Annotated in this window: 24 protein-coding genes; 4 read left to right on the top strand and 20 right to left on the bottom strand. The window is 56.6% G+C overall.

The features are described 5' to 3' along the window. Nucleotides 1–37: 37 nt before the first annotated feature. The 7 genes from R8G34_20015 to R8G34_19985 all read right to left on the bottom strand — a co-directional run bounded on the left by R8G34_20015 (nt 38) and on the right by R8G34_19985 (nt 7,052). Entirely contained in the window at nt 38–739 is a 702-nt protein-coding gene (locus R8G34_20015; protein MDW3225143.1) for an SDR family oxidoreductase, read from the bottom strand. Next, nucleotides 736–2,280: an AAA family ATPase gene (locus R8G34_20010; GenBank protein MDW3225142.1), complete on the bottom strand. Its 1,545-nt coding sequence runs from the start codon at nt 2,278–2,280 to the stop codon at nt 736–738. The genes R8G34_20015 and R8G34_20010 overlap by 4 nt, the downstream gene beginning before the upstream one ends. A gap of 89 nt (nt 2,281–2,369) precedes the next feature. Beyond that, entirely contained in the window at nt 2,370–3,035 is a 666-nt protein-coding gene (locus R8G34_20005) for an acyl-homoserine-lactone synthase (protein MDW3225141.1), read from the bottom strand. A 128-nt stretch (nt 3,036–3,163) separates the two neighbouring features. Beyond that, complete coding sequence (locus R8G34_20000) at nt 3,164–3,883, bottom strand: autoinducer binding domain-containing protein (protein ID MDW3225140.1); 720 nt, start codon at nt 3,881–3,883, stop codon at nt 3,164–3,166. Beyond that, a complete protein-coding gene (locus tag R8G34_19995) occupies nt 3,822–4,037 on the bottom strand; it encodes a hypothetical protein (protein ID MDW3225139.1) in 216 nt (71 codons plus the stop codon). The genes R8G34_20000 and R8G34_19995 overlap by 62 nt, the downstream gene beginning before the upstream one ends. A gap of 217 nt (nt 4,038–4,254) precedes the next feature. Continuing rightward, a complete protein-coding gene (gene ccrA / locus R8G34_19990; protein ID MDW3225138.1) occupies nt 4,255–5,535 on the bottom strand; it encodes a crotonyl-CoA carboxylase/reductase in 1,281 nt (426 codons plus the stop codon). Between the two features lie 149 nt (nt 5,536–5,684). After that, complete coding sequence (locus R8G34_19985; GenBank protein MDW3225137.1) at nt 5,685–7,052, bottom strand: 1-acyl-sn-glycerol-3-phosphate acyltransferase; 1,368 nt, start codon at nt 7,050–7,052, stop codon at nt 5,685–5,687. 45 nt (nt 7,053–7,097) lie between these two features. Here R8G34_19985 and R8G34_19980 point away from each other — a divergent pair, with 45 nt between their 5' ends. From R8G34_19980 to deoD, 3 genes are all read left to right on the top strand, one after another. Further along, entirely contained in the window at nt 7,098–7,691 is a 594-nt protein-coding gene (locus R8G34_19980; GenBank protein ID MDW3225136.1) for a GNAT family N-acetyltransferase, read from the top strand. Between the two features lie 98 nt (nt 7,692–7,789). Beyond that, nucleotides 7,790–9,757, top strand: a complete 1,968-nt coding sequence (locus R8G34_19975; GenBank protein ID MDW3225135.1) for a protein meaA — start codon at nt 7,790–7,792, stop codon at nt 9,755–9,757. Nucleotides 9,758–9,843: 86 nt separating this feature from the next. Beyond that, nucleotides 9,844–10,548 carry a purine-nucleoside phosphorylase gene (deoD, locus tag R8G34_19970; protein MDW3225134.1) on the top strand — a complete coding sequence of 235 codons (705 nt, stop codon included), beginning with the start codon at nt 9,844–9,846 and terminating at the stop codon, nt 10,546–10,548. Between the two features lie 3 nt (nt 10,549–10,551). Here the strand turns inward: deoD and R8G34_19965 are convergent, their stop codons facing one another. From R8G34_19965 to R8G34_19905, 13 genes are all read right to left on the bottom strand, one after another. After that, entirely contained in the window at nt 10,552–11,397 is an 846-nt protein-coding gene (locus R8G34_19965) for a DUF1989 domain-containing protein (GenBank protein ID MDW3225133.1), read from the bottom strand. Between the two features lie 255 nt (nt 11,398–11,652). Then, nucleotides 11,653–12,210, bottom strand: a complete 558-nt coding sequence (locus R8G34_19960; protein ID MDW3225132.1) for a hypothetical protein — start codon at nt 12,208–12,210, stop codon at nt 11,653–11,655. 23 nt (nt 12,211–12,233) lie between these two features. After that, entirely contained in the window at nt 12,234–13,013 is a 780-nt protein-coding gene (locus tag R8G34_19955) for a succinate dehydrogenase iron-sulfur subunit (GenBank protein ID MDW3225131.1), read from the bottom strand. Between the two features lie 19 nt (nt 13,014–13,032). Next, a complete protein-coding gene (locus R8G34_19950; GenBank protein ID MDW3225130.1) occupies nt 13,033–13,362 on the bottom strand; it encodes a hypothetical protein in 330 nt (109 codons plus the stop codon). A 160-nt stretch (nt 13,363–13,522) separates the two neighbouring features. Further along, nucleotides 13,523–15,328, bottom strand: a complete 1,806-nt coding sequence (gene sdhA / locus R8G34_19945; GenBank protein ID MDW3225129.1) for a succinate dehydrogenase flavoprotein subunit — start codon at nt 15,326–15,328, stop codon at nt 13,523–13,525. Between the two features lie 56 nt (nt 15,329–15,384). Continuing rightward, nucleotides 15,385–15,756: a succinate dehydrogenase, hydrophobic membrane anchor protein gene (gene sdhD / locus R8G34_19940; GenBank protein MDW3225128.1), complete on the bottom strand. Its 372-nt coding sequence runs from the start codon at nt 15,754–15,756 to the stop codon at nt 15,385–15,387. Nucleotides 15,757–15,767: 11 nt separating this feature from the next. After that, nucleotides 15,768–16,151, bottom strand: a complete 384-nt coding sequence (gene sdhC / locus R8G34_19935; GenBank protein MDW3225127.1) for a succinate dehydrogenase, cytochrome b556 subunit — start codon at nt 16,149–16,151, stop codon at nt 15,768–15,770. A gap of 155 nt (nt 16,152–16,306) precedes the next feature. Then, complete coding sequence (locus R8G34_19930; protein ID MDW3225126.1) at nt 16,307–16,948, bottom strand: DUF1194 domain-containing protein; 642 nt, start codon at nt 16,946–16,948, stop codon at nt 16,307–16,309. 62 nt (nt 16,949–17,010) lie between these two features. Next, entirely contained in the window at nt 17,011–17,592 is a 582-nt protein-coding gene (locus R8G34_19925) for a histidine phosphatase family protein (protein ID MDW3225125.1), read from the bottom strand. Then, complete coding sequence (locus R8G34_19920; protein ID MDW3225124.1) at nt 17,589–18,626, bottom strand: MaoC family dehydratase; 1,038 nt, start codon at nt 18,624–18,626, stop codon at nt 17,589–17,591. The genes R8G34_19925 and R8G34_19920 overlap by 4 nt, the downstream gene beginning before the upstream one ends. Next, complete coding sequence (locus R8G34_19915; protein MDW3225123.1) at nt 18,623–18,826, bottom strand: DUF1737 domain-containing protein; 204 nt, start codon at nt 18,824–18,826, stop codon at nt 18,623–18,625. The genes R8G34_19920 and R8G34_19915 overlap by 4 nt, the downstream gene beginning before the upstream one ends. 18 nt (nt 18,827–18,844) lie before the next feature. After that, a complete protein-coding gene (locus R8G34_19910) occupies nt 18,845–19,402 on the bottom strand; it encodes an NnrU family protein (GenBank protein MDW3225122.1) in 558 nt (185 codons plus the stop codon). A gap of 4 nt (nt 19,403–19,406) precedes the next feature. Beyond that, complete coding sequence (locus tag R8G34_19905) at nt 19,407–20,264, bottom strand: CoA ester lyase (protein ID MDW3225121.1); 858 nt, start codon at nt 20,262–20,264, stop codon at nt 19,407–19,409. Here R8G34_19905 and R8G34_19900 point away from each other — a divergent pair. Then, nucleotides 20,224–20,559, top strand: coding sequence for a hypothetical protein (locus R8G34_19900; protein ID MDW3225120.1), 336 nt, complete (start codon nt 20,224–20,226; stop codon nt 20,557–20,559). The two genes, R8G34_19905 and R8G34_19900, sit on opposite strands and share 41 nt — an antisense overlap. Nucleotides 20,560–20,596 lie beyond the last annotated feature (37 nt).

Raw genomic sequence — 20,596 nt, 5'->3', positions numbered from 1 at the left:
TTTGCACGCCCGTAAGGCGGGCTTTCAGGCCATCTTGTTATCCGCGTCCAATATAGGGCATGCGCGTCGCCATGACGGTCATGAATTGAACATTCGCTTCGGCGGGCATTTCGGCCATGTGCAATACTGAGCGCGCCGCATTGCTCACATCCATCGTGTCGGTACCCGGTTGCGATTTTTTTAACTGCGCCAGGAGCGCGGTTTCCGCATTGCCAATGTCAATCTGTCCACAAGCAATGCCGAACGGTCGCCCATCCAGCGACAGCGTTTTCGTCAACCCGGTCACCGCATGTTTTGTCGTCGTATAACACACTGAATTTGGACGCGGCACATAGGCTGACAGTGACCCGTTGTTGATGATCCGACCGCCCTGTGGGTCCTGCGCGCGCATCTTCGCAAAGGCCAAACGCGCGGCGATGAACATACCCCCGACATTGACCTGCAAGACCTGCGCCCACTCCTCCAGATCAATCTCATCAATTGTGGCTGCGGGTCCAAAAAGCCCCGCATTGTTGAATAAAACATCGATATGACCGAAGGCATCAAACGCCGCCTGCATGCCAGTGGCGTCGGTGACATCAGCGGGCAGCGGTATTGCCGTTTCGTATTGATCGGCCAGCGCCTCCAACCTGTCCGCACGCCGGGCAATCACCCCGACGCGCCACCCGGCCTCCAAAAACACTTTTGCTGTTGCGTGTCCAATGCCGGAACTTGCGCCGGTGATGATAATGGACTTCATAGTAACTCCTCTGATGGGGGCTCTGCCAATGACAGAGGTGCAGCAGGAATGCTGCGCAAATCATCAACTGACAGCGGGCCAGTGGGCATCGACAAACGATTGCGAACGACCCAGACAAGTCGTTCCTGCGCCCGGGTGATCGCCACATAAGCCAGACGTTTCCAAAGCGGTTGCCCCGCCTCTGAACGTCCCATGCGTGCTGCGCCATATAAATCAGGGGCGAAAACCTGCACCGTATCCCATTGGCTGCCCTGTGCTTTATGGATGGTAACGGCCGCACCATGCAAAAATGTTGCCCCCATGCGCGCAGCAAACGGAATGAACGGCTCTTCTTCATCAGGCTTTTCGATTTTGACAATCGAAGCGGCGGAGACTTGCGGATCTTCTGCGCCCATTACATGCAAGCGGCTGAAACCGGGCTTGCGACCTTCGCCCAGAAAAATCACCTGCGCGCCCTTGATCAACCCGCGGGCTTCCAGATCGAGACGCTTCTTGCGATGCTTCAAGGGCAATTCCAATCCATCACAGATCAGGGGTTCGCCCTCCAGCAAGGCATCCTCCGGGGCGCCATGAACTTGACGAAACGCATTGATCAGCCGGATGCGCGTGGCATTGCGCCAAACCAGAACCGGACTGCGCGCCATCAAATCAACCTCGACGCGCTGGCCCCAAACCACACGCTCATCTCGTGTAGCGGCTTCTTCAACCATGCGTTCAAACTGCTCAAAGCTCAGGTCAGGATCGCCCAACGCATGAGCCAGATCGAGGATCGGGTTGTCCGCCTCTTGCCTGTGAATTCGGTTCAGCGTCAGCACCCGGTTTTCCGGCAATTTTTCGAACACCATGGTGCCTGATTGATTGACCGGTGCGAGCTGCGCGGGATCACCAAACAGCAAAAGCGTCGGGAAAATCTCCTTGAGATCCTCAAATTGCTTGTCATCCAGCATCGAGGATTCATCAACAAATCCAATATCCAAGGGTTCTTCGCGTCGTTTCCATCCCGTGATGAAATCTGATCCGCGCAACCCCGCCGCAGCCAAAGCGCCCGGAATCGATTTGTTGCTGGCATAAAAGGCTGCCGCACGGTCCAGAGCCAGATCGGTCAACCCTTCGATTTCGGGCCGTTCATCTCCTCCGGTTGCAAGCCATTCTGCAAGACGTTCATATTCCGGGTCATAAACTGGCGTATAGAGAATACGGTGGATCGTTGTCGCGGGCACGCCGCGCAGGCGCAAAACACTTGCCGCCTTGTTGGTCGGAGCCAAAATCGCAAGCGTGCGTTTGTCGCGCCGTTTGCGGGATTCATAATCGCCCGAAACGACCTCAACCCCAGCGCCCTCGAGGGCCTTGTAAAGCTCTGCAAGCAGCAAGGTCTTGCCAGAGCCAGCCTTGCCTGTGACTGCCATGACGGATGTTGCTGATCCCTTGGGCGGCGTCAGAAGCTGATCATCCAAATCAATTCCGGCACTACGCAGGACATCTGTTACGCTATCAAAAGCGGCGGCCTGATCATCTGAAAACGTGAGCGCGGGAAGGGTCATGGCGCGACCCTACTCGGGGTTTACGCCGGGAACCAGATCTATTGCAATCAAACCCCGCGCGCGCAGCGCAGGGCTTTGATACAGGTGCTTCAGGCGCACATTTTCAGTTCGACCGGCGTCGAGATTGGAACGTAGTTGCGGTTGAACGACGCACGGAACCAGTCTTTGGAAGTTTCCCGAGTAATACCGATGCGCGCCAGATTGCGTTCAATCGTTTTGGGCGTGATTTCCCAGGTGCCCACTGCGATGCGATCACCCGCAGCATCCATTTGCGGATCAACACCCAAAACATCAGCGTTGATGTAGCTCAACGCAAATACGCGTTCCATTTTCTCGAAAAAGACGCCGACAAAATGCTCCAGCGCAAATTCGTCCATCAACTCACCCGCCGCCACAACAAGCGCCGCAGTCGCACGGCGATCTGCGCGCGGAGAGATACAGAACCGCGTGCATTCCCAGATCAGCGGGCTTTGAATTCTGACGCCGCCTGTCAAATGTGCGAAGTGATCGTTCACCATGGTTTCACCCACAGTCGGCATCATTCGCATGGACCCGCCGTGCGATCCATCTGGCATTTCCCAGATGATGTAGAGCGGGTTCAGCGAGTCATAATGATCCATCTCATGCCCGTTCTCATCCACGGTGACCGCGTCCCATCCCAAACGATTGGCAAATTGCTCAGCGCGATCGCGGAACATTGTATCGCGCAGTTTAGGAAAGTTATCGAGATCGGTTCCGTAAACGTAATGCAGCATGTTGGGTCTCCAGCGTTGTGATGAACACAATCTGGGGCATTATTGTTAATGCTGGCTTGTCTGGGCGTTCGGTTGGCTTTCAGATCTCTTACGTCACCGTGCAAGGATCGCCATGTTTTGTTAACACCTCAGGCGACGATGATGCCGCTGTTGATGGCGCGCGCGACGGCGTGCGTGGTGTTCAGAGCACCCAGTTTGTGGCGCGCGGATTCAATGTACACTCGCAAAGTATGCTCTGATATTTTCATGTGGTGTGCGGCCTGCACCCGGCTGAGGCCTCGTGCGAGGTAGGTCAGAGCGCTCAATTCACGCGGTGATAATTTGCCCAGCATCTTGTCGCTGCCGCGCTCTTCGAATTCGAGACCTTTCTTATTGAACTCATAGGCGATGATCATGAAGTCGCGTTTGTACTCGCGTATGAAACCATCCCATTCTGCGTCGTCTCTGGTGTCATTGATGCTCAGAACCGCGTACTGACCACTGGGCCCACGGATTGGGATCGCGAGACCCTGTGCCCCTACTCCGTGATCCAATGCGTCTTTCAGAAATCCTTTTACGGGTTTAGACGTCCAATCCAGATCTTTCCAGTTCACCGGGTCAAATCGCTGGAAACAACCCAAAACCACCGGATCAATCTTGTTGTAGTCTTTCTCTACGTATCTTTCGGCCCATTCCGCACTATAGGTGCCTGCTCCATAATTCTCACCGACGCTGTTGACCCAGTAATAAACCACATGCCTGACGTCATAAACGTCACGCATGCGAAATGTCACCCGGTAGAGCTTATCAAGCGTGTCCGCTTGATCCAACTCCTCCAAAATCGTTTCGGCTCGATTGGTCGTCACCATTTAAGTTGCCCTGCGTTCTATCGTGAAGGGCGGCGATCTCGGCAAGAGCAACAATTGCTGTGTCATCCAACTGCTCGGCCAGAACCGGCAAGTCATTCGCAGTCGCAAATGTTTTCAAGTCCGTCAGAACGTCCAGTATCCAGTCACTTCTCATGTCAGACTCGCCTTTTATAGGTTAATTTCGAACTAACACAACTCTAACATGTGCTAACTGACGTTGAAAATTCGCTTTTCTATACTCCCCAGAAATAGTGAGGCAAAAAACGATAAGTCACTGAAAAGGCGCAATTACACACGTATTACGAGAATCGGCCACGATTCACATACATGAATCGTGGCCGATCGTCACGGTAAACTTCGTAAACTGGCTGTTAACGCCGGGCCTCCAAAGCGTCCTCCAGCGTCCGCAATCCCGTTGTCGGCGCTTGTACCAGAACGGACATATTGCCCGGTTTGTGCTCGTTGCGCAGCATTTTCATATGCGCCAACGGCAGATCTGCCCATGTGAACACTTCTGACATGCACGGATCGAGACGTCGCTCCAACATCAGGTTGTTTGCGGCCGAAGCTTGCTTGAGATGTGCGAAATGGCTCCCCTGCAGACGCTTCTGGTGCATCCACATATAACGCACATCAAAGGTCAGATTGAATCCGGTTGTGCCGGCGCAAATAACGACCATGCCCCCCTTCTTCACCACAAAGGTGGAGACCGGGAAGGTTGCCTCGCCCGGGTGCTCAAACACCATATCAACGTTCACACCCTTACCGGTAATGTCCCAGATCGCCTTGCCGAACTTGCGCGCCTCCTTGAACCAGGTTGCATATTCAGGCGTGTTCACAGTTGGCATTTGCCCCCAGCAATCGAAATCCTTCCGGTTCAAAACACCCTTTGCGCCCAGTTCCATCACAAACTCTCGTTTGCTTTCATCCGAAATCACCCCGATCGCATTGGCCCCGGCCGTGTTTATCAATTGGATGGCATAGGATCCCAATCCTCCGGATGCACCCCAGACCAAAACGTTCTGACCGGGCTTGAGGTCATGCGGTTCATGGCCAAACAACATCCGATAGGCGGTCGCGAGCGTGAGCGTGTAGCACGCACTTTCTTCCCATGTCAGGTGTTTTGGCCGTGGCATCAATTGCTGGCTCTGCACGCGGGTGAATTGCGCAAACGACCCATCCGGCGTTTCATAACCCCAGATCCGCTGGGTCGGGGAATACATCGGATCGCCACCATTGCAGTGCTCGTCATCGCCATCATCCTGATTGCAATGCACCACGACCTCATCCCCGACCTTCCAGCGCGTCACACGGTCCCCGACGGCCCAAACAATACCCGAAGCATCCGATCCACAAATCTGATATGGTTCGCCGTGCCCGTCAAACGGGCTGATGGGCTGACCCAATGCCGCCCACACGCCATTGTAATTCACGCCCGCCGCCATCACCAGCACAAGTACGTCGTGGCTGTCCAGTTGGGGCACATCAACGACTTCCTGCAACATGGCGGTGTCCGGTTCGCCATGCCGCTCACGACGAATCGCCCAGGCGTACATCTGTTTGGGCACATGACCCATTGGCGGCATTTCCCCCATTTCATAGAGGTCCTTTTGAGGCGCCTCATAATGCGCGATGGTCGTATCCAGTGCCATACCAGCCTCCAGCTCTTAAAATCGTTCCAAAATCCACTATGCCGCGATGCAGAACAGCAGCACTATCTGGTTTGGATAGGGGTTGCTGCGCAATATTGCAACATCTCAGGTATCATTTTTGTAATTTTATGACCGAGCGAGTGCAGAAATTATGCTGCGGTCGCATCCTCCGGAAACCGATGGGCAACGGAATTTGCGTAAAACAAGAGCACGGGCAATTGATCGGCTATGACCTGCCATCCGTCTGGCGTTTCTTCGATCACGTTGTGTTTCTTGAGTTGGGCCAACGCCTGAAGCACGGCTTGCGACACATTGCGCGCCGTCTCGTCTGGCACAAGATCCCGCGCCTTTTCCATCGCGAGGTCCACCTGAACAATCAGATCATCCTGTAATATGGCACCACCCTGCCTGCTCATGACCTGTGCTACAAGGGGTACCGCCAACACTGGCATGGCGTCTTCAATGCGCGCCATCAGGCTTTCAGCCAAAGTCTCAACCGTTTTATCCGAGCCGAGACTGCGCAGCGACAAGGGTTCGCCGAATACCACGGCGGCGGTGCCAAATCGTGTGATCCGTCCCCGCAAACCTTGCCAGAACTTGCTGAGAATAAACCGCACGACCACCGAAATACGCGCGCCAAATCGACGATCTCCGCGCGCGCCAGCAGCGATCAGGACACGATCCTCCAGCACACGATCGTAATTGATTGCCACCGGAACAAACACGACATCGCGTCCCTCAGGGTCATACCCTTCCAGCACATAGCTCAACAACCCCATGCGGGGGGGCATCAGGCGGCCGTTCAGGCTCAACCCGCCTTCGGGAAAGATCGCCTGCGCCACCCCGCCTGCCGTCGCCATCTGCACATAACGCCCAAGCACGGCGCGATACAGCCCCCCTCGGGATCTGCGCCTGATAAAGTATGCGCCCATCATCCGGATCAGGCGGCTCAATGGCCAGACACGCGCCCATTCGCCCACAGCGTAGGAAAGTGCAGAGGTCTGCGCCGCGAGATAGGTGACCAGAACATAATCCATGTTTGAGCGGTGATTCATGATGAAGACCACCGTGGCGTCCTTGGGGATGCTTTGGATCACGGCGTCATTGCGCGGCCCGGTCCAGACAGAATAGATCGAATTGACCAATATTCGCGCCAAACGGATCCCAAACCCGAAATAAGTGAACGCACTGAAGCTTGGGACAATCTCACGCGCATAGGCACGGGCGCGCTCAAACCCCACGTTCTCTGGAACGCCATTGTCATCCGCGTAATTCACGATCTCGCGTGTCACGTCCGGGTCATAGATCAAACGCTGAATCATATCATAGCGCCGCGCCAGCTTGAACGGTTCAATCGGTCGGGTAAGGCGTTGGTTCAGGCGGGTTACAGCACGCTCAAGGCGTCGGCGGAAAAACCAGCGTACAGAAGGAAACAGGAAATGCGACGCAAAAGTAACCGCCGCAAAGAGCAGGATCAGCACAAAGAGCCAAATGGGAATTTCTACGACCTGCGTCATACTCAGACCCTTGCAGGCCAACGCAGCAAGGACAATATCAAATACATGGAATACACGATTACACCTGGGTTTCGCCCCGATGAATGTGACCGAGTTGCCTCGCTTTATTGGCAGGCTTTTGGATTCAAATTGGGCCGTGTTCTGGGCCCGGATGCGCGGGCCACGGCGTTTCTGCGCCATGTTCTGGACCCCGATTTTGCGCTGGTCGCACGGGGCGAGCGTGGCGAAATCCTCGGCATAGCTGGTTTTAAAACGGCACAAGGCGCCCTTGTTGGAGGGGACTATGAAGACCTGAAGAAGATTTATGGTGCATGGGGTGGCCTGTGGCGCGGGATGATCCTGTCCGTGATTGAGCGTGACCTTGAGGAAGGCGTTCTTTTGATGGACGGGATTTGCGTGGCGCAACAAGCGCGCGGCATGGGGCTTGGCACGGCACTCCTTGAGGCGGTGAAAGCCCATGCCTGCGGCCTTGGCAAACGGAGCGTGCGATTGGATGTCATCGATTCTAACCCGCGCGCGAAGTCACTCTATCTGCGGCGAGGCTTTTCAGCGCAAAGAACCGAGGCAATGGGTCCGCTTCGCTTTATCTTTCGTTTTAACGCAGCGACCCAAATGCTGTGGCGTGTTCCTGAGAAGTAACGCATAATGCCGCAACGCAGCGAATTGACAGCGCCACAATATTTCAAGTATCAAAGCTTCAACGTAATTAAATTACCCAATTGAGTCGCGAGGCCCCTATGACTGATGCCACTAAAGATCGCCCCTGGTTGATCCGCACCTATGCCGGGCACTCAACAGCGCAAGCTTCCAACGCGCTTTATCGGTCGAACCTTGCAAAGGGGCAAACGGGCCTGTCCGTGGCCTTCGATCTGCCGACCCAAACCGGTTATGACAGCGATCATATCCTGGCGCGCGGCGAAGTTGGCAAGGTGGGTGTCCCCGTCAGCCATCTGGGCGACATGCGGACGCTGTTTGAGGATATTCCGCTAGATCAAATGAACACCTCAATGACGATCAATGCCACAGCGCCTTGGTTGTTAGCACTTTACATTGCGGTGGCCGAAGAACAGGGCGCCGATGTAGCGGCCCTGCAAGGCACTGTGCAAAACGATCTGATCAAGGAATACCTAAGCCGGGGCACTTATATCTGCCCGCCCGCGCCCAGTCTCAAGATGATCGCGGATGTGGCGGAGTATTGTTATACCAACGTGCCCAAATGGAACCCGATGAACGTCTGTTCCTACCACCTGCAAGAGGCAGGTGCGACGCCGGAACAGGAATTGGCCTTCGCACTGGCCACGGCGACGGCTGTGTTAGATGCGCTGAAACCCCGGGTGCCGGCAGAAGATTTCCCCGCATTGGTGGGCCGCATTTCGTTTTTCGTGAACGCAGGCATCCGATTTGTCACCGAGATGTGCAAGATGCGCGCCTTTGTCGACCTTTGGGATGAGATTTGTCTGGAACGGTACGGTGTGGAAGACCCCAAATTTCGCCGCTTCCGCTATGGCGTGCAGGTCAATTCACTGGGCCTCACCGAACAACAGCCCGAAAACAACGTCTATCGCATTCTAATCGAAATGCTAGCCGTGACCCTGTCCAAAAAGGCCCGTGCACGCGCCGTGCAACTCCCGGCATGGAACGAGGCCCTTGGCCTGCCCCGCCCCTGGGATCAACAGTGGTCCATGCGGATGCAGCAAATCATGGCGTATGAAACCGATCTTTTGGAATTTGATGACCTCTTTGACGGCAACCCGGCCGTGGATGCCAAGGTGGAAGCCCTTAAGGAAGGCGCACGTGCAGAATTGGCCAATCTCGATGGAATGGGCGGCGCGATCGAAGCCATCGACTATATGAAAGCGCGACTGGTGGACAGCAATGCCGACCGGCTAGGCCGCATCGAGGCGGGTGAAACCGTTGTGGTCGGCGTCAACAAATGGACACAGGGCGAACCCTCCCCGCTGATGACGGGCGACGGTGGCATCATGGTCGTTGATCCCGCGGTCGAGGCGGAACAAATCTCGCGTCTGGACACCTGGCGTGATGCGCGCGACGCGGAGGCTGTGAAAAAAGCGCTGGCCGATCTGCGCGCTGCGGCGGCCGAGGGGCGCAACGTGATGGCGCCATCAATTGCCGCCGCAAGGGCCGGAGTTACGACCGGCGAATGGGCGGCGCAAATGCGCGCCGTACATGGTGAATATCGCGGACCAACCGGTGTGTCCGGGTCCCGGTCCAACAAAACAGAAGGTCTGGATGATCTGCGCGATGCGGTGGATGTAGTAAGTGACAAACTTGGACGTCGCTTGAAGTTTCTTGTCGGAAAACCCGGACTTGATGGCCATTCCAACGGCGCGGAACAGATTGCCGTGCGCGCGCGGGATTGCGGCATGGACATCGCCTATGAGGGCATCCGCTTGACGCCCGCCGAAATCGTTGCCGCTGCACAAGAGGACGCTGCACATGTCGTGGGCTTGTCTATCCTGTCCGGCAGCCACATCCCCCTTGTTGAGGACCTGATGGATCAAATGCGCGCAGCGGGGTTGGGCAATATACCGGTAATCGTGGGTGGCATTATTCCGGATGAGGACGCCGAGCGCTTGCGCGCAATGGGCGTCGCACGGGTCTACACACCAAAAGATTTCGAGCTGAACACCATCATGATGGACATTGTGACCCTCGCCGATCCACAGGCAGTTGCGGCGGAATAGTCACGCGGACCAGAACACAGATCTTTTCCCTTGTTTCCAGACATTTGCACGTGCAAGTTGCGCGCGACCAAAAAGGGATCCCAGAAATGACCATCCACATTGGCGCCGCGCCCGGTGATATTGCTGAAACTGTTTTGATGCCGGGTGATCCCTACCGTGCACGCTGGGCCGCTGAAACCTTTCTGAAAGATGCCAAACTGGTCAATGAAGTGCGCGGCATGCTGGGCTTTACTGGCACTTACAAGGGCAATCGCGTCACAATCCAAGGCTCGGGTATGGGCATGCCTTCACTGTCAATCTACGCCAATGAATTGATATCGCAGTACAATGCGCAGACCCTCATCCGCATTGGATCCTGTGGTGGGATGCAGCCTCATGTGGCTGTGCGCGATGTGGTCATCGCCATGTCGGCAACGACGATCACATATCCCTCTTCCGGCATCTTCAAGGAAGTTAACTTCGCGCCCACGGCGGATTACAATCTGCTTGCGGCGGCGGTCGCAGCCGCCAAGACTAAAGGGACCACAACCCATGTTGGCGGCATCTATTCCTCAGATGTTTTTTACGCCGAGCGTCCGGATCTGGACGAACAAATGGTGCGTCACGGCATCCTTGGCGTCGAAATGGAAGCGGCCGAACTTTATACGCTGGCCGCGCGTCACGGGCGTCGTGCCCTTGCCGTGCTCACCGTCAGCGACCATTTGCAAACCGGTGAAGCCTTACCAGCCGAAGACCGCGAAAAGACATTTGGCGATATGGTTGAAATCGCACTCGACGCGGCTTTTGCCTGACCTTCACGCCCCATGGGTTCGGTCATAAAGGTTTGCGCGTGGTGACACCCACCCGTCCAATGCGCCCGCCTTGGGTGCAAATATTTCGACCAGTAACGGGTAGCAAGCCGCGCTGTCGCTGGAGTGTTCGGATGAACAGTCGCCACCCGGACAGGCGCTCAAGTTACCCAGCAAATCGATCTCAGCGAAAAACTCCAGATAATCCCCCGGCCGGACAGGTGAGGCCTTCATGAAGTATTGCCCTGTGTCACGCGTAAACCCCGTACACATGAAAACGTTCAGCACGTCATGCACATGCGCTTCAACCTTCGCGCAGGGCACACCCAGATGATCGGCCAGCGAGCGCGTCAGATTTGAATGGCAGCAATGATGATATTGCCCGCCGTTCGATAACAGCGCGTGGGTATAAGGATCGCACCGCGTCCCGATCACATCATGCACCGATCCGCCAAATTCATCGATGCCATACCATCCCAGCGTGTCATGGGTAATCGTCGCCATTGGCCTCAGTTGTGGGAAACTGGACCACATCCGCTGCCCTGTCGTGATATGCGTGCCGTGCAGCGCGCGGGTTTTTCCGGAATAGAAACGCTCGTTCAGATCATCCGCGTTGAACAGATTCAAATCACCCACCTGCGGTCCTTCAACACTTGTTATGCGGAAAAAATGTCCCGCAGGCACCGAAAAACAACGCGCATCCCGCGCAGGGATCAGGACTTCATCCTTTTTGACAAGGTCGGCACGCGCAGCGGTATAGAGCGCCATATCCGGCTCGGGCAATGTCTCGACAGGGTAACAGATCACCGGCTTGATCGCGCGTCGTGCCTCTGCATCTGAGGGTAGGGTCATGTCCACATCCTATCGTGTTTAAACCCGCGCCATCAAACAGGCGGCAAGTCCGATTTGCAGTCACGCGGCGGCCCTTTTTGTGCCGTGAAGGCTTCGGCACCGCAGGCCGCACACTTATATTTGCGAAGACTACCACGATCCCCCGTGCGGTCCTCGCGCCAGCGGCATCGGCGCGTGTTTTTGTTGCGGCGCGCATAAAGAGCGACAATCACAAACGCAATAATGAGCCCAAGAATGATGTGCATGGTAGATTGCTCAGCGCAGGCGCGCGGCGCTGCGGGTGCCCGTATCTATCAACCATCTTGCGGGTTGGGTTGGACAGCATTGCGGTTCGTTCAGCCCATGCACGGTTGTCGTCAGCTCAATACGACCCGGCGCGAAGCTGGCATCTCGCGGATCGACTCCAAAAAGGCCAGTCACGGGACCGGCGTATCGCCAGCCTTCCGGAATATGTTCAAAAAGTCCGATGTTCTGTTGGATCATGGTACCGCCACTGCGATTGCGGAAACTGTGAAACCCAAGCGCGACTTGTGCAATTGTCGGGTCGCCGTGATCGGGAAACAGCTGGGCTGGCCCCTCGCCCGGACGCACGTCAAGCGATTGGTTCAGGACTCCATTGATGAAAGACCAAGGCGTGGTTTGCGGCGGCGCGGCGGCTGGTGTGTTTTGAGGGGCCACACATACCCGATCAACGCATTGATGATATGCGGGATTAGTGGCCGGGCCATTTGCAGCAAGACACCGCCAGATGCAGCGTTGCAGGTCCATATCCTCCGCCTGCGCCGCCGGACCCATCAGGCCGGCGCACAGCATTACGACTGCAAGAGCCGCCCGCATCACACGCGGCGCTCAACCATCATTTTCTTAATGTTTGCGATGGCTTCTGCAGGGTTCAACCCCTTGGGGCAAGTCTTGGCGCAGTTCATGATCGTGTGGCAGCGGTACAATTTGAACGGGTCTTCCAGATCATCCAACCGCTCACCTGTTGCCTCATCGCGCGAATCGATGATCCAGCGATAGGCGTGCAACAAAGCGGCTGGTCCAAGATAGCGATCGCCATTCCACCAGTAACTGGGGCAAGACGTGGAACAGGACGCGCACATCACGCATTCATAAAGCCCGTCGAGTTTTTTGCGATCTTCAATGGACTGTTTCCATTCCTTGGCCGGACGGTTGGTTTTCGTTTCCAGCCACGGCATGATTGAGGCATGCTGCGCGTAGAAATGCGTCAAATCCGGGATGAGATCCTTGATCACCGGCATGTGCGGCAGCGGGTATATCTTCACATCACCCTTCACCTCATCCATGCCATAAATACAGGCTAGCGTGTTGATCCCGTCAATGTTCATCGCACAGGATCCGCAAATCCCTTCGCGGCAAGAGCGTCGGAAGGTCAGCGTCGGATCGATCTCGTTTTTGATCTTGATCAGAGCATCCAACATCATGGGGCCACATGAATCCAGATCCACGAAATAGGTATCCACACGCGGGTTTTCACCGTCATCCGGGTTCCAGCGATAGATCGAGAACTTCTTGAGGTTATTCGCCCCTTCCGGCTTGGGCCAGGTCTTGCCCTTTGTCATGCGGGAATTCTTGGGAAGCGTCAGTTGAACCATGTCGGGTCTCCTGTCTGATCTAAAAACTGGTTAACGCGTCAGGCGCTGCTGCACGCAAACAATTCTGGGTTTCAGGGCGGGTCAAGACCGACCTGATCGTGTCAGCGGTGTTTTCATCTGCACCGGTAACCGCATCTGCGGCCAGTGACTGAACTTCGCTGGCTTGTGCGTTGTCCACAACGCAATTGGTGAAGGGTTGGAACAGCTGTTTCGGCACCTGCGGGAAATAAACTGCCAAGGCCTCCGGCAGCACGGTTTTTGCCGCATCCCGGCCAGCCTGATCGGTGGTTTGCTGGATCGCGGCACAGCCGGACACAACCAATGCCACGGGAAGAATGAAACGGATCATGATGCCCACCTGTTAATAAGCTCGTCTGAGATATTGTGATTTTCTAGTGCTGGTGCATGCGACGTTGAAACATGAAGAGTTGCTCCCAATGCAGTACACCCGATCGGGCATACCTGCGGCATGGACGAGACGGTAATGCGCGGTTCCTGCAACATCGCGATCAAAACGTCCGCTTTTTCGGTGCGATCTTTTTCGGATCAATGCCGCCGTCGTTGTGGCTGGTCAGGGGCTGTTCGTGCACGCCGCGATACCCAAGCGTGGCTTTGCTGCCTTTGAACCAGATCAGCGAGTGTTTGCGCCAGTCCTTGTCATCACGTTCGGGATGATCCTCATGTGCATGCGCGCCACGGCTTTCCTTGCGCGCCTCCGCGCCGGTGATTGTGGCCACCGCATTGGGGATCAGGTTCGCCAGTTCCAGCGTTTCCATCAGGTCGGAGTTCCACACCATGCTGCGATCTGTCACGCCAACATCTGACCATTTGCCCGCGACCTCTTCCATGGCGGTCTTGCCTTCGGCCAAAGTTTCATTGGCGCGGAAAACGGCTGCATCTTTCTGCATGGTTTGCTGCATTTCCATCCGCAAGTCCGCTGTGGGCATGTGACCTTTGGCGTAGCGCGTGTTGTCAAAACGATCGAGCGCTGCTTGAACGGAGGCTGCATTCGGTGTTGGCACGGCGCTATCCGGATCGACGATCTTGCCTGCCCGGATCGCAGCGGCGCGGCCAAAGACCACCAGATCGATCAGTGAGTTGGACCCAAGCCGGTTTGCGCCATGTACCGAAGCACAGCCCGCCTCGCCCACAGCCATCAGGCCGGGTGAGACCCGATCAGGGTCTTTCGCAGTTGGTGCCAGCACTTCGCCCCAGTAATTCGTTGGGATCCCGCCCATGTTGTAATGCACCGTCGGCAAAACAGGGATCGGTTCCTTGTTGAGGTTCACGCCAGCGAAAATACGCGCGGATTCAGAAATGCCCGGCAGGCGCAGTTTTAGGGTCTCCGGCGGCAGGTGGTTGAGATTGAGGTGAATGTGATCGCCGTCCTTGCCGACGCCACGCCCTTCGCGGATCTCCATCGTCATGCAGCGCGATACGTAATCACGCGGCGCGAGGTCCTTATACTGCGGCGCATAACGTTCCATGAAACGTTCGCCCTCAGAATTGGTCAGATACCCGCCTTCGCCGCGCGCACCCTCCGTAATCAGACATCCAGCACCATAAATGCCGGTGGGGTGGAATTGCACAAACTCCATGTCCTGCAGGGGAAGACCCGCGCGTGCGGTCATGCCGCCACCGTCGCCCGTGCAAGTATGCGCGGAGGTCGCTGAGAAATACGCGCGGCCATAGCCGCCCGTCGCCAGCACCACCATTTTGGAAGCAAACATATGCAGCGTGCCGTCATCCAGTTTCCAGCAGAGCACACCCTGACACACGCCATCCTCGGACATGATCAGATCAATGGCGAAATACTCGATGTAGAATTCTGCGTTGTTCTTCAGCGATTGGCCGTAAAGCGTGTGCAGGATCGCGTGACCGGTCCGGTCTGCGGCGGCGCAGGTGCGCTGCACGGCGGGGCCTTCGCCGAATTCGGTTGTGTGACCGCCAAAGGGGCGCTGGTAAATCTTGCCCTCTTCGGTGCGCGAAAAAGGCACGCCGTAGTGTTCCAGTTCATAGACCGCTTTGGGGGCTTCGCGCGCGAGGTATTCCATCGCATCCGTATCGCCCAGCCAATCCGACCCTTTGACCGTGTCATACATATGCCATTGCCAGGTGTCCGGGCCCATATTTGCAAGCGACGCGGCAATCCCGCCCTGGGCCGCAACCGTATGGGAGCGTGTCGGGAAAACCTTGGTTACACAGGCCGTGCGCAGACCCTGCTCTGCCATGCCGAGTGTGGCACGCAAGCCCGCGCCACCGGCACCAACAACAACCACGTCGTATTCATGTGTTTCATATTCATATGCTGCCATGGAACTTTCTCCTGGTCTCTATTTTGGGGGCGCAGGTCGAACCTCCGCTGCATTTCTCAAAGCGCAAGGCGCACAATCGCGTAAAGGCCAACCGCCATCGCCGCATAGGACACACAGGTCATTGCCACGATCGCAACTTTCTGGGGTAGCCCATGCACGTAATCTTCAATCAGCGCCTGCACACCGCTGGCGAAATGCTTGAAGGTCACGATGATGGTCAAACCTGCCACAACCGCCGGGAACGGACGGTTGAAATAGGTGGTCACCTCTTCATAGGACGCGCCAAGCATCGGGCCGAAGGTAAAAACAAACAGTGGGATCAGAACCAGCAAAGCGCCGGAACTAACGGTCATGGACCAGTGATGTTCGGTGCCGGTCTTGGCCGACCCCATCCCGGTGGCCCTTTTGCGGTCGGTTAAATAGCTCATCTCGGCCTCCTCTAAACGATCACGATGGTAATCAGCGTCAGCACAACAGAGCCGCCAATGACCGCGTAGCCAAGTTTGTAGGCTGTTTCCAGATCAAGGCCGATCCCCTGATCCCATATCAGATGCCGCACGCCAGCAAGTGCGTGATACCACAGACCCCAAAGCGACAGGGTCATCACCAGGTCCCCGAACCAACTGGTCAGAACCGCGTCGGCAAAGGCGAAATATTCCGGCGAGGTCGCCGCCGCCAGAAACCACCACACCACCAGCAATGACGAGACCAGCAAGGCGTTGCCCGTGATCCGCGTCAGGATGGAGGTCATTGAGGTCAGTTGTGGGCGATAAATCGAAATATGCGGCGACAAGGGGCGATTGCCCCGATTGACATCGGCCATGGTAGATTCCTTTTGTTCCCTGTTGTTTCTTTTAAACCTTATTGTGGCCTTGTCACGTACTGGAACCGGGTTGAAGCGCGGTTAATTGGCGCGGGTCGCGCAAATTTTCCCGAATTTCGAATTTTGTGATCACGCTAATCGGACGTGTGATCACATTATGGCAGACGGCTCAATTGACGCGTTGTCTCACGCTGCAGTTTGCGCCGGATCTGAGCCGGGTAGTCCTGAAAGCCATTTGCCGTGATGACAAAAGCGCCGTCGCCGTGAATCAGGTTTTCATAAAACCACCCCGTCAAATCCTCGTCATCAGTCTCAATGGCCAGCGCGTTGACCGTGACCCCCAAGGCCGCCAGTGCCGCGTGCCGCTCGACGGGCAAAACACCTTCGTTTGAAATGCCGTCGCCTGAAACATCAATGATCTTGCGCTTGCAATGTAACACCTCACCCAATGCGTCCTCTGCTGCGATCAATGCCTCGCCAATGGCTGTGGAATAGTTGCGCCAGACCCGGCGATTGGCTGCGATCTCATCCGCCATCGCATAGACATCCTCCGCCGTGATCATGCCGCGCCATGGGATCGTCTGGCGTTGGCGCGACGATCCCGTCCACTGGATCAATGTGATCTGTGCTTCCTGTTCAATCAACGCATCAATCACCGTGCCATCGCGCAGCGCCGCGGCCAGCCCCTGCATCTGAATATCATATTCGCGCGAATCCACGGACCCCGACACATCCACGGCCAGTACCAGTGCCAGTTGGCAGGCGGCCGCCGTTCGAACAAAAAACAGCCCCGTCATCAAGATTACACAGAAGCATTTCATGCGCTGACACTAGCGAAACGGATCTCAGTTGCCGACCCCTATTTGCACAGCGTTTCCATAGCACTCCAGCCGCGTTCAACGCTGTCCATCTCGGTGGAGAAGCGGAACCAGTGCCCGCCGCCGTTCTGATCCCACTGTCGCGAAATCTCATGAACTGCCAAATGGCAAAACAGCAAGGTGCCCACACCGCCGTGACCTGTGAAAATCAATGGTGTGCCGGGGTATTGGCCGATGACCGTACGCACCTCGGAAACGATCCGGGTCTGTGCCGCGCGTGCTGTTTCCCACCCTTGCACCGACACGTCCGGTGCTGCGAAAAACGCATCCGCCAAAGCCTCGAAGGCCTCACGCGGCTGATAACCGGTCGCACTTCGGTCGTTTTCATGCATGTCGGGCCGGATGATCAGGGGCGCATGGGTGAGTTTTGCGAGCGGCGTACCCGTCTCGATGGCTTTTTGTTCATCGCTCGACACCACACGCCAGCCGGACAAATCGCCCAACCGCGCCGCCAAGGCCGCCGTGCGTGCCGCGCCAAGTTCTGAGAGGCCCCATCGCGGGACCGGCACATCTGGATCAATCTCAACTTCCGGGTGGGACAGATAGATTGCCTGCACCGTCACATCGGTACCAACGCCCAGTAATCCAGGTCCAGCAGAACATCGGGCAGGTATTTACCGTTCTCACCGCGTAAGTCAAAAGGCGCGCCTCCCTTGGTCGCGGCCAGCCGCAAGCGCAATGCGCCCACACCGGGTGCCGCGGTTTCCGCCTTGTCCAGCACTTGCGACCAGGCTCGAATGGTATCGCCCGCAAGGCAGGGATTGGCATGCGCGCCGCCATTCAGCCCGACAACCATCTGTGCATTGGCCAGACCGTTGAACGAAAGCGCCCGCGCCATCGAAATCACGTGCCCGCCATAGATCAACCGCGTACCATCGGGCCGCGCAGCGGTGTCAAAATGCACCTTGGATGTGTTTTGCCACAAGCGCGTGGCCATCATGTGTTCGGCTTCTTCAACGGTCACACCGTCCACATGGTCGATCTGTTCGCCCACATCGTAGTCGCCCCACCGGTGTGGCTCCCCGGCCAGCGTGAAATCATAAGTGCTGAAATCGAGACCCTTGGGAACCACCAGCTCCTGCGCGGCCACGGCGTCTGGCAAGGCCGGGACAATCGTTTCAGGGGCCGCCGCATTCACATCGCGTTTGCGCACCATCACCCAGCGTACATACTCCAGAACCGTTTCATTATGTTGGTTCAGACCGGTTGTACGGACCCAGACCACGCCCGTTTTGCCGTTGGAATTCTGTTTCAACCCAATCACTTCGGACACGGATCGCAAGGTATCCCCGGGCCAGACCGGCGTGATCCAACGCCCCTGCGCGTACCCCAGATTGGCCACGGCGTTCAGCGACACATCCGGAACGGTTTTGCCAAACACGACGTGGAACGCGATCATATCATCCAGCGGGCTGAATGGCAGGCCACAGCCTTGTGCGAACTGGTCTGAGGAATAAAGCGCATGACGTGCCGGATAAAGCATGTGGTAAAGCGCCCGTTCCCCCATCTTGATCGTGCGGGGAACGGCGTGGTGGATCACCTGGCCCACCGCGTAGTCTTCGAAAAATCGGCCAGCGTTGGTTTTTGTGCTCATCATTGCGCGCTCAGTTTAGTGTCGGGCGTATAGGTGCCGTCGACCTCTTTGATCACCGCCTGACCGCAACGCATGATGCCCGCCGCCTGATCAAAGGTCTGGGTTGGGCTGCCATGAAGCTCCCAGCCGCTGTTCAAGGCTTCCGTCACCTTGTGACAAAACGCCGACGTGTCCTCTTCGGACAGAAAACGATAGAGTTTCATGGCATGCTCCGCAAAAGTTCAGCTCGGGAAGGGCCAGACACCCAGCCAGACATGCACACTCGCAATAGCCACAAAGAGCACAAGCGTGATGACCGCCAACTTGATGTATGTGGCCTTGCCGGCCGGTTCTGGCGGTGTCCAATCGGGCTCCGCGCGGTTGATCAGGATCACTGACCCCACAGCCCATCCCAGCAGCCCGCCAAACAGAATGATCGAAGCCAGATCGCCGTTTACCAGCAAATGCGCCACGGCCCAGATCTTGAACCCCAGCAATTGGGGGTGGCGGGTTTTGTAGGCCGGCCAGGCTTTGGCGCCCTTTGCCGCACTCGATCCATAAACCCAAAGCGCGACAAGCATCAGCGTATTGTTCACGTGCATCATAAAAGATGGCGGGTTCCACACCGGGATGAAATCCGCCGCGCGATACCCAATGATCATCAGGATCAGCCCCGCGACAATGCCAATGGCGGCAACGCCCCGGCCCATATTGCCCATATTGGCCCGTTGTTCCGGAGCCAGGCGTTTGAAATAATGCGCGGCGATCCACAGGATCAGTCCGATGATCAACAGGGCCATGGGGTTACTCCGTACCTAGGTTTTCGATTGCATCCATCTTTGCCAGCGTTTTGTGGGCCATGGCAACATGAAGGTTCTCCACGATCCGACCATCGACCACGGCCACCGCCTGACCTTTGGCAAGGGCTTCGTTATACGCCGCGATCTGGCGACGCGCCAACTCCACATCTTCGCCGGAGGGTGAGAAAGCCGCATTTGCCACGTCGAGCTGGGCGGGATGAATCAGCGTTTTGCCATCAAATCCCATGTCGCACCCCTGCTCGCATTCGCGCGCCAGCCCCTCCTGGTCGCGAAACGCATTGTAAACCCCATCGACAATCGCGATCCCCTCGGATTTTGCGGCCAGAACGCAGAGGCCCAGCCCGGCCATCAGTGGCATCCTGTCTGCGCGAAACCGTGTGCCCATGTCTTTGGCCAGGTCATTTGTGCCCATGACCATACCCTGACACAAGGGATGTGCGGCAATTTCCGCTGCCGCCAGCATGCCTGACGGTGATTCCATCATGACCCAGATCGGCAGATCGCCGGTGATTCTGGCCAGTGCATCAAGATCCTCCGCCGCGTCCACCTTGGGCAGCAACACCGCATCCGCATCCATCTGCACGACGGCCTCGGCGTCCTGCGTGCCCCAAGGGGTGGACAGCCCGTTGATGCGCACAATCCGTAGGCGCGCGCCGTATCCTCCGACCTGCAATTCCTGCGCCAGCAAGGCACGTGCAGCGGATTTTTCATCCGGTGCAACCGCATCTTCAAGGTCAAAAATTATCGCATCTGTGGGGAGGTGACGTGCTTTTTCCAAAGCGCGCGCTTTGGATCCCGGTATGTACAGAACCGAACGCAATGGGCGGGATATCGATCTCATCTGTTATTTTCCACGAAATTTGAACGGGTTACAAAGTTGCGCGGAATGGGGCATTTTTTTGCACAAAATTCAAGCATTTTTATGCCGCAACGCAGCAAATATCAAATGCAATCTATATCCGCCCGCAGCATTAACCAATATTTCAACCCTGTTATGGATGCTGATCCCGTCGAATATCTTGGTATCAGGTTGCTTCAGCAAGGCCGTTGAAAGTGGAATAAGCCTGGATGTTGCGGACGCTTATATTGAACCGGGGCCGCCCGGTCATCGCCGGGAAACCGGCCCGGCCAGATGACAGCGGGTGCCGCCTTTGACATGAAGGCAGAAACACT

Source organism: Paracoccaceae bacterium, from assembly GCA_033344815.1.
Classification (GTDB): domain Bacteria; phylum Pseudomonadota; class Alphaproteobacteria; order Rhodobacterales; family Rhodobacteraceae; genus Roseobacter.
Note: the sequence above shows the minus strand (reverse complement) of the source record. Positions and strands in the feature narration are given on the sequence as shown.